The organism is Pseudoalteromonas sp. PS5 (assembly GCF_004103255.1).
GTDB classification, from domain to species: Bacteria; Pseudomonadota; Gammaproteobacteria; order Enterobacterales; family Alteromonadaceae; genus Pseudoalteromonas; species Pseudoalteromonas peptidolytica.
Map to the genome: position 1 here is coordinate 1 of NZ_RCSQ01000024.1, position 9,589 is coordinate 9,589.

A 9,589-nucleotide genomic window follows, 5' to 3' on the forward strand; every position below is an offset into this window, starting at 1 on the left:
AAAACAGTCTACTTTGTTACATCACGAGGTAAACTCGCACCCACCACAACACCAACAAAGTGCAGCACTGGTAGGAGGCGGCTTACCCGCCGAGCTGTATCTGTACGACGTAAGAAATAGTAGGCTGTTCTTATTGTATTTTTGCTGGTGTGATCAACTATTCGGTTTTATGTAATAAGGGCTACATGGAAGGGCTAATTAACGATATGATTGACTAAAAACAGAGGGACTTAGTGTGTCACTTCATTTAATTGCGCTATTAGTTATATTTGCACTGTTTGGTACTTCAGCCACTTACCTAATTCGTTTTATGTACAGCTACTGGGTGAAAAAGCGGCTCGAAGTAAAGTACATTATCAATGCAAGTATTTGTGGACTTTTAGTCATGCTTGTTTCTGTGATCAGTGAACTTGCACGATGATTTAAGCACTTGTCAGTTTAAAGTGGTACTGCTTGGCAAGTGTTGGCAATACATAGTGTTTGCACTGGCATCACTGGCTCACAACTCACCGCTGGTGCTTTTTCTTCGTTATCCAGCTTTTCTTGTCTGGTAATATTGGCGACGACTTTTTCAATTTCTTGTTCATTGGTATGTTTGGTCGAATAAATTATATATTCTCTTGGACCCCCACATGTCAATCGCTCACCTATACCAACCACTTTACATTGGTAGCTTGCATCACACTCAATACTAGCTCTGATATCTGAGAGCGTATATTGGCTATCTAGGCTACTTGTTACACTAGTTGATGTCATTTCACAGCCAGGTAGCACTATAAGGAGTGTACTGATGCAAGTGAGAGAGATAGCTAACTTCATTAATTGCCTCTAGTATGCAGAATGGTTCTTTTGGAGTTTAACACATTTATTTTCAACGCATTGTGTTGCCGGTTCAATTAAATGCTGACAGATACTCATCATTTGATTTTGCTTATTAAAAGCACGCTCAAGCTTTGTGATTTGATCCGCTAACTGCATTACTTGTTTTTCATTCGCAGACTTTGTTGAGTACACCAAATAAGAAGAAGGGCCGCCGCAGGCTCGAGCGCCAACTGCGATCACTTTGCATTGTGTATTGGTATCGCAACTTTTGTCAGCACTTACGTCTTCTAGTGATTGTTTGTAGGCGGCAATATCTGAACTATCTAGTTTTTGGCTGTCTACTTGGATGGCTAAGTTTGTCTCTTTGGGTTTTTTATCTTCAGCTTGTAGCCCGCTCTGCGGCTGTGCGTTAGTGGTATTTTGCGTTGTTACATCTTTTTTAATTGCTTCTCCCTGGCAGCCAAATAATAAAAATGTAACCAGTAAGGTGGGGATCATTTTGTTCATTATATGCTCTCCTCATGTTTGCTAATTAAACTACGCAAGTCCTTGAGGAATAGCAAGCTCAACAGCCTGTATCCTTACAGGCTGAAAAGGATTTATTTATAAACCGCCTTTGGTAAGTTTGTTCGGGTCAAGTAATGACTTGAGCTCAGCTTCACTCAGATCGGTTTGCTCCGCAGCCACCTCGATGATAGGGCGACCTTCTTTGTATGCTCGTTTGGCTATTTGTGCTGCTTTTTCATACCCGATCACAGGGTTCAGTGCAGTCACAAGGATCGGATTTTTTGCCAGAGCTTTTTGAATATTTACTTCATTAACTGTGAAGCTGGCAACGGCTTTATCAGCTAGAAGTCGTGCTGTGTTTGAGAGAATTTCGATACTCTGTAATACATTCAATGCAATCACTGGCAGCATCACATTTAGCTCAAAGTTACCAGATTGCCCAGCAACACTGATTGTGGCGTCATTACCTATCACTTGAGCACTGGCCATTGCTGCTGCTTCTGGAATAACGGGGTTTACTTTTCCTGGCATAATGGAAGAGCCGGGTTGGAGCGCCTCAAGCTCAATTTCACCTAATCCAGCAAGGGGACCAGAATTCATCCAGCGTAAATCGTTAGCGATTTTCATTTGCGCCACGGCAAAAGTTTTAAGTTGTCCAGAAAGTCCCACAATCGCGTCTTGTGAACCGATATGGTAAAAAAAGTTACTGCCTTGGCTAAATCGGATCCCGATGTTAGTGCTCAGGTTTTGGCTAAATAATTTCGCGAACTGTGGATCGGCATTAATACCTGTGCCTACCGCCGTTCCACCTTGACCTAACTCGTACACTTTTTCTAATGAATGAACAATTCCCTGACAAGCGTTGTCTACTTGCGCTTGCCAGCCACTTAATGCCTGTGCGAATGTCACAGGCATAGCGTCCATTAGATGAGTTCGGCCGGTTTTGACATGATGACCGACTTGTTCTGCTTTTTGTTCAATACTACGAGATAAGTGTTTTAGTGCGGGTAATAGGTCATATACAGCAGTAATTGCACTACTGACATGAATGGCTGTTGGTATCACATCATTCGAGCTTTGACCCATATTAACATCGTCATTAGGGTGTACAGTCAGTCCGCTAAGTTGTGAGGCTAATGTGGCTATCACCTCATTGGCATTCATATTTGAACTGGTGCCAGAACCAGTCTGAAAGACATCAACAGGGAATTGATCTAAGTGTTTGCCATCAATTAGCTGTTGGCAGGCAGTCACTATTGCTTTTGCTTTGTCACTTGGTAGATGGCCAAGGGATTGGTTGGTTTCAGCTGCAGCTTGTTTGATGTAGGCCAGCGCTTTGATAAAGCTACTTGGCATGGTGATGCCACTAATAGGAAAGTTGTTTACTGCACGCTGTGTTTGCGCCTTGTAGAGCGCATACTCTGGAACATCTAGTGTTCCCATACTATCGGATTCTTGACGAAAAGTAGTCATCGTTGCTCCTAATAAAAAGGGTTAAACTGCTGGCAGGTTTGGCACGCATCTCGCTGGAGCTTAAGAAATTGCTGCGACGAAGTATGGTGATGTTTATAAAACCGTTTTAATGCCAGCAAAGGCTTGAATAATTGATCCATACATTGCTTACGTATGGCTGTATCAACAAGAGGATCGGCAATCTGCTCTAATAGCTCAGATAATGTATTTCTGAGATAAAACTCTTGCAGCAGCGGGTTATTGTGGCGCTCATACCATTTAGCCATGTCTATTCCTGCTGAGATATATTCAGCAACTAAGAGCGGGGCCTCTAGTTGTGGCCGCTGGCAGTGGCGATTAAGCTTCGCACGGTAAGTCTGTAATAAAGTAGCAAGCTGCATAGATACAAAACCAAACGATGTAATGATAACAATTATCATTACATCGTTTGGTTAGCAATTCAAGCTTTTGTATTTACCCTACCAAACTTGAGTTTGGTATTCACCATCGCAGCTCACTATGGGTCTGAAATGAATTTAAAAAGTGAGTGTTAATTATAACCAAGGAGATACTGCTGTTCGGAATGTTCTTTTTCTTGCTCTTCAAGCTGCATAAGATTAGCGACTTCTTGCCGATAGGCGCGGTTTTTGGTGAACGCGTTTTTTCGCTGCTTCAGGACAAGTCCTTCGCTTTTTAGTTGGCTAGGCATTTGGGTGATCTCTGAAATTTTCATGCTCGCTTCTCCTCTTTGTACTCTTTAAACTTAGCAGAAGTCGTACCAAAATAAATTTCTTTCTGAATTTTAATCATTTAGTGAAACTTTGGGCTATTTACCTTGCAATTAATATAAAAGCTTGCCTCAATGAGGCGCATAATTTGATCAAAATAGTGCAAACGAGATGACAAAACCTTACTCTCAAGCGTGTGAAAACAATAAACATCCGATTTTAGAAAAGCTTACTCCTTATCTAAACAAGCCTTTAGAAGTCCTAGAGATAGGCTCTGGTACGGGTCAGCATGCAGTGCACTTTGCTGCGGCATTACCGCATTTAATATGGCAAACAGCAGATAGAGAGGTCAATCACGCTGGTATTTATGCGTGGCTGGATGACGCTGAGCTTGAAAATGTTTTACCGCCATTGGCGCTAGACTTACACCATGGGTGGCCTATTAATCAGCGTTATGATGTGATTTATACCGCTAATACCTTCCACATTGTGTCATCAACCCTCGTGGAACGTTTAATCACTGGAGTAGGACAACACCTTAAAGAAAGCGGCTACCTGATAGTTTATGGGCCGTTTAATTATCAAGGCGAATTTACCAGCGAAAGTAATCGAGAGTTTGATGCCTATCTAAAGTCGCAAGACCAGGATAGTGGTATTCGCGATCAAGAATGGGTATTGGCGCTTGCTAAAGAGCAAGGACTTACACTACAGCAAGACTATGCGATGCCGGCTAATAATCGCTTATTGGTGTTTAAACGGTAGCTTTGCTTGGCACTCGATAAAGTAATGCTCGAGTGCATCAGCTTCGCGCTTGGTAAAATCTTCAAGCGCCTGCTGAAAGTCAGGTTGAAATAAGCGGTGATACGATTGCCTCCACACCGGCTCAAAGCCCCTCACCAGCTTATGCTCACCCTGAGCACCCGCGTCAAAGACTGCAAGTTGGTTAGCAATGGCGTACTCTATACCTTGATAGTAACACAGCTCAAAATGCAAAAAGTCGTAACTATCCTCAATCGCGCCCCAATAGCGACCATACAAGGTGTCACCATCCACAAGGTATAAACTAGTGGCAATAATGTCGTGGTTTAAGTAGGCACAGCAAAGGCGAAACTTATCTGGCATTGAGGTGATAACTTGCTGGAAAAAGTCGCGCGAGAGATAGCCTTGGTGTCGTGAGCGTTTAAGGTAGGTAAGTTGGTAGCTGAGAAAAAAGGCATCGAGCTGTGCTGTGCTTATTTCTTTGCCATCAATCCAACTGATATTAATACCTTGGGTAGTCACGGCTTGGCGTTCTTTTGTGACCATTTTACGCTTTCTTGACGTGAGTTGCGCGAGAAAATCTTCGAACCCAGCGTAACCTTTATTGTGCCAATGGAATTGTACATTGCGGCGCATCGTTAAATGACTTTGAGCGAGTAAGTCGCTTTGTTGACAAAAATTAATATGGACGCCACTAATCCCCAGTGGAGCGAGGCTCGTGAGCGTCGCGTTAATATATTCAAGTAGATCAGCAGAGGGTGCTTTAGTTAAGATCCTTGATCCCTGCGTGGGCGTAAAGGGGACGCCACACAGCCATTTAGGATAATAATCTACTCCATGACGCTCGTAGGCTTCAGCAAAAGCCCAATCAAAAACGTACTCGCCATAAGAGTGCGATTTAATATAACCTGGCAAAATCGCAATTAACTCACCTTGGCGTTCAATCATTAGATGATGAGGTATCCAGCCCGTTTCTTTGCTGGTGCAGCCGCTTAACTCTAATGCAAGCAGCCACTCGTAACTTGTAAATACATGTGGTGGTGAAACACGTTCCCACTGCGCTTCTGTCACTTCAGTCAGAGAATGAATAAATCTGTGTTGGTACTCAGTCATTGTGGCCGTCAAAAAATGCGAGCAGTGCTTGCTCAAAGTTGCTGTAATCAGGGTTAAATGTGATCCGTGCCAAAGGTTTGTGTTGCTTCATGTTTTCTTCGTGACGCTCACCAAAATGGACAGTTTTACCAGTGCGGCAGTTAACGAAGGCCTGGTCTTTTAAGTGGTAACTGGTGCAGTTACGATAAGGGCCTTTTTGGCCATAAAAAATATGATCAGGTGGCTGTAAAATACCAATATGAGACATATCGACAATGTTGTCGGCTCTCACGCTCCGATAATTCACACCTTGCTTAGTCGATGGCGTTTCCGAGTAGATAAATTGGGTCAATGCTGACTTAGGTTGCCACTTTTCGAGTAACTTTGCCGTTGCATGATTGTCTATAGTGGTATCAACATCGCTATAGCTGATAAACATCGGTACATTTGGCAAAGTAGAGAGTGATTTGAGTGGTGCCATAGCCTGATGGGCCAACGTTGCGCCATGCCACGGGAAAGATTCATATTTGGCGAAATCCAAATCAGCGTCTTCATCTATCCAATTGACAAATGGCACGTAATCAATCCATTTGGCGAGCCAACCATTCTTATTATGTGGCTCTGTAGCGGGAGAGATCAGTGCAACAGCTTCTAAATTATTGGGCTTATGCTTCGCTATGCTACTAAGCATCAAAGCGGCACCTGTAGAATAGCCAAGTACGGAAAAATGCGTAAAATCTTTGCTCGTCTGTGAAATGGCATAATCTGTATGTGCTTGCCAATCGTCGATATCGACTTCGGTTAAATCACTCGCTGCGGTGGCGTGACCTGGCAGTAACATGGTTCTGACATTGTATCCTGCTTCATAGAGCGCTGCTGCGAGATAGTGAAAAGTAAAAGGAGAGTCAGTTAGTCCATGGATAAGCAGCACAGCCTTATCTTTGTTGTCATGGTCAAGTGTAAATGGCGCAATCAGATCACTTACCTTCGGGTTTGTAAGATTCAGCAATCTTGCTGTCGGTGTCATTAACGGGCATGGTAGTGCGGCGCGAGGATTGCGATTTTCAATAACTGTTTTGGTCGAGCGAATATAATCGTCAAAGCTAGTTATATTCGTTATATCAATAGTGACAGGACCTTTATCAATTGCTTCACGAAATAACCCTGATGCTTTGCTTTTGGTGAATAGCGACATATCACTTACTTGGGTTGTGCAATCTTGGGCAATGGCCAAAGGTGAAACAAGCAAGCTACAAGCTAGTACTGTGGAGGTGAAGTAGTGACGCATATTCAATCCTTTTAAGCTATAGGTTTGAAGCAGTATAGCGAGATCACGTGACAATAAAAACGCTCAACGGATCGGTAATATGCGTTTTGCAAAAGTTTGCTTTAGGACAATCGTTGATTCAATCCCGCTAATGACCTTACAGGCGCCCAGTTGATGTTTGGCAAATTGCTCATAACTAGGTAAATCCTTAGCTACGATTTCCAATAAATAATCATAACTGCCAGAGATCACAGAACAGCTGATCACCTGATCTTCAGATTCTACGTGTTGTTCAAATAACTGGGCAGCAGCTGCGGTATTTTCACTGAGTTTTATAAACGCATAAACCAAGATACTCAAATTAACCTGCGTTCTATCTAGTGCAGCATGATAACCAGAAATCACCCCCGTCTCTTGTAACCGCTTTACGCGTCGTAGACAAGGGGTATCAGAAAGGTTGGCTTTTTCAGCGAGTGAGGCATTACTCAAACGGGCATTATGTTGTAATGCGGCCAGGAGCAGTTTGTCCTTAGCATCAAGATTTTCTGACATAAGCGAAATAAAAGAGTGATTATTGCTAATCAGTATTAAACTTTTAGAGAAAATTGGCAAATTATGCTCTTGGTGATTTGTTAGCCTTAATAATGGAATAATCACGAGAAGTAATCATGAGTTCATTAGCCGTACAATTTGATGCTTGGATCAGAGGGCAGTTTGTTGACATAAACGACAAGCTTGAGCACCTTTACTGGCAGCAACAAGATAAAGCGAACGTTGAAGGCGTTGGCGAAGCACTAAAAATACAGTTACAAGAAGAAGGTAATCGACTGATCCAAGCCTTATTGGAGGAAGGCAATACCGATGAAGGATTTGATCAGGCTTTTGACTTATTAGGCAATGTTGGGCTTTTTATGGCCGCATGTCGGCGCCATGAAATTACCGAACCAAGTCGCGAACAGGTTTCGCCATTAAAACAAGCTTCTGCACTGGCTATGCACATTGGTGCCTCTTTGGGGGTTACACCAAGGTTTGCTACCGCACATCTCACTACCCATAATCGCGCAGTGAATGGGGTATATAAACGCTTTACTTCACACCCCGCAGAGCGCTTATTTATTGACTACAATACTCAGGCTATTCTTGCCTATAAACGAGCGTCCGAATCGTTAATGAAGGTACATCATTTGGGCATTTCTCATCCCATGTCATTGGTGCTACTCAAACAAGTTAAGCAAGCGCTGCTTGAAGTAATAGAGTCTAATCGAGCATTGTTTAATGCCTTAGACGCTGAAGCGTTCTTCTATGTGGTGCGCCCTTACTACAAACCATACCGAGTTGGTAAAGAAGTCTATCGTGGCGCTAACGCTGGAGATTTTGCGGGTATCAATGTTATCGATATGATGTTGGGATTGTGTCCAGCTAATGATATTAGTTATGGTCAAATGCTGGTGGAAAAATTCTTATTTATGATGCCTGAAGATCAAGCTACATTACGAGAGTGTATGCGTACACCTAATCTTATGGATGCTTTTTTGGCAGCATTGAATACGCCAAAGCGTGAGTGGTTTGTGCCTGCTGCTAATTTGTTTGTGCAAGTATGTAAACTCCATGGCGATACAGCTATTCAGCATCATAATCAACTGGTAGAAAAGTATATTGCCAAACCTTCGCAGGCGATGCAGCAACAGCATTTGAGTAAGGTGACAGCCAGTGGTCCACCTTTAGAAATCCTATTGCAGCAGCTTGCGGACTTGCGCGATCGTAGGGCGGCGGCTAACCGCGACGATATCTTCACACGATACAATGACTTGAAGCGACTGCGTGAGGCGCTAGGAGAACAGAATGACAACCTTTAAAGATGATTTTCACTTAGCGCCTGGCCATTATTTATTAAGTCACTCAGTTGGTCGTATGTTGAAATCAGCCGAGGCTGATTTTCAACAGAAGTTTATTATGCCATGGCAGCAGCAGAATCAAGAACCTTGGCAGCAATGGCTCGATGGTATCGAGCGATTTACCAGTGCACTGGCTGAATTGCTGAGCTCAGAAGCTAGGCTATTTTGTCCACAAACCAATTTGTCTAGCGGCTTAACAAAGTGGGCGATGAGCTTGCCTGAGAGTGGTATTCGCAAAGTTCGTGTATTGATGAGTGAACAAGATTTCCCGAGCATGGGATTTGCGCTACAAAATGCGTTGGATAATGTCGAGATTGTGTATATTCCAGAGTCATTTGATATGTATGATCTTGCGGTATGGCAGCAATATATCGATGAGCAAATTGATTGGGTTTTTGTGAGCCATGTATACTCCAATAGTGGCCAGCAGGCACCGGTGGCTGAAATTATTCAATATGCAAAACAACAGGGTTGTCGCACCATTATTGATATCGCTCAGTCACTTTGTGTGCTGCCTATAAACTTAAATAAATGGGATGCTGACTGTGTCGTAGGATCTTGTGTTAAATGGAGTTGTGCAGGTCCCGGGGCTGGTTTTATGTGGGTGAATAAAAGTATCCTACCTTATTGCGAACCAAAAGATGTTGGCTGGTTTTCTCATCAAAACCCATTCGAGTTTAATATCCATCATTTTGAACCTAATGAGAGTGCACTACGCTTTTGGGGAGGCACACCAAGCGTTACGCCATATATCTATGCAGGTCATAGCCTGAATTATTTTGCAAACGTAGGTATTAACACGGTGCGTGAACACAACCTTACCTTGTTGGCAAAACTCCAAAAGGCATTACCTGAATTTTATTACTCTCCGACAGATCAGAGTATGTGTTCTGGAACCGCTATTCTAGATTTTGGGCCATATCATGAACAAGTCAGGTCGCGTCTTAAGCAAGCCAACATTGCTGTTGATAATAGACGTTACGGTATCCGTATTTCACCTCACATTTATAGCGATCAGGCAGATATTGAGGCGCTGCTTCATGTTGTTAATTAACCCCAGCTCGGGA

At 43.1% G+C, this 9,589-nt stretch carries 12 protein-coding genes; 4 read left to right on the top strand and 8 right to left on the bottom strand.

Annotated elements, in window-relative coordinates; all coding sequences use genetic code 11:
• The first annotated feature begins 235 nt into the window (after nt 1–235).
• Nucleotides 236–421 carry a hypothetical protein gene (locus D9603_RS03365; protein WP_128730121.1) on the top strand — a complete coding sequence of 62 codons (186 nt, stop codon included), beginning with the start codon at nt 236–238 and terminating at the stop codon, nt 419–421.
• A 17-nt stretch (nt 422–438) separates the two neighbouring features.
• Here the strand turns inward: D9603_RS03365 and D9603_RS03370 are convergent, their stop codons facing one another.
• From D9603_RS03370 to D9603_RS03390, 5 genes are all read right to left on the bottom strand, one after another.
• The gene (locus D9603_RS03370) at nt 439–819 is read right to left on the bottom strand and encodes a hypothetical protein (protein WP_128730123.1); all 381 of its coding nucleotides are present in this window, start codon (nt 817–819) and stop codon (nt 439–441) included.
• A 9-nt stretch (nt 820–828) separates the two neighbouring features.
• Entirely contained in the window at nt 829–1,329 is a 501-nt protein-coding gene (locus tag D9603_RS03375) for a hypothetical protein (RefSeq protein ID WP_128730125.1), read from the bottom strand.
• Between the two features lie 96 nt (nt 1,330–1,425).
• Nucleotides 1,426–2,802: a class II fumarate hydratase gene (locus tag D9603_RS03380; protein ID WP_128730126.1), complete on the bottom strand. Its 1,377-nt coding sequence runs from the start codon at nt 2,800–2,802 to the stop codon at nt 1,426–1,428.
• 8 nt (nt 2,803–2,810) lie between these two features.
• Nucleotides 2,811–3,221, bottom strand: a complete 411-nt coding sequence (locus tag D9603_RS03385) for a hypothetical protein (RefSeq protein WP_125253581.1) — start codon at nt 3,219–3,221, stop codon at nt 2,811–2,813.
• Between the two features lie 110 nt (nt 3,222–3,331).
• Complete coding sequence (locus D9603_RS03390) at nt 3,332–3,514, bottom strand: hypothetical protein (RefSeq protein WP_128730128.1); 183 nt, start codon at nt 3,512–3,514, stop codon at nt 3,332–3,334.
• Nucleotides 3,515–3,680: 166 nt separating this feature from the next.
• Between D9603_RS03390 and D9603_RS03395 the strand changes: the two genes are divergently transcribed.
• On the top strand, nt 3,681–4,271 hold the full coding sequence (locus tag D9603_RS03395; RefSeq protein WP_128730130.1) for a DUF938 domain-containing protein: 591 nt from the start codon (nt 3,681–3,683) through the stop codon (nt 4,269–4,271).
• On the opposite strand, the gene D9603_RS03400 is transcribed toward D9603_RS03395, so the two are convergent.
• The 3 genes from D9603_RS03400 to D9603_RS03410 form a co-directional block, all read right to left on the bottom strand.
• The gene (locus tag D9603_RS03400) at nt 4,251–5,381 is read right to left on the bottom strand and encodes a GNAT family N-acetyltransferase (protein ID WP_128730132.1); all 1,131 of its coding nucleotides are present in this window, start codon (nt 5,379–5,381) and stop codon (nt 4,251–4,253) included. The two genes, D9603_RS03395 and D9603_RS03400, sit on opposite strands and share 21 nt — an antisense overlap.
• A complete protein-coding gene (locus D9603_RS03405; RefSeq protein WP_128730134.1) occupies nt 5,374–6,648 on the bottom strand; it encodes an alpha/beta fold hydrolase in 1,275 nt (424 codons plus the stop codon). Before D9603_RS03405 ends, D9603_RS03400 begins: the two co-directional genes overlap by 8 nt.
• 63 nt (nt 6,649–6,711) lie before the next feature.
• The gene (locus D9603_RS03410) at nt 6,712–7,179 is read right to left on the bottom strand and encodes an Lrp/AsnC family transcriptional regulator (RefSeq protein WP_125253586.1); all 468 of its coding nucleotides are present in this window, start codon (nt 7,177–7,179) and stop codon (nt 6,712–6,714) included.
• 116 nt (nt 7,180–7,295) lie between these two features.
• On the opposite strand from D9603_RS03410, the gene D9603_RS03415 reads away from it, so the two are divergent.
• A complete protein-coding gene (locus D9603_RS03415; RefSeq protein WP_128730136.1) occupies nt 7,296–8,483 on the top strand; it encodes a monodechloroaminopyrrolnitrin synthase PrnB family protein in 1,188 nt (395 codons plus the stop codon).
• Entirely contained in the window at nt 8,470–9,576 is a 1,107-nt protein-coding gene (locus D9603_RS03420; protein ID WP_128730138.1) for an aminotransferase class V-fold PLP-dependent enzyme, read from the top strand. The genes D9603_RS03415 and D9603_RS03420 overlap by 14 nt, the downstream gene beginning before the upstream one ends.
• Nucleotides 9,577–9,589 lie beyond the last annotated feature (13 nt).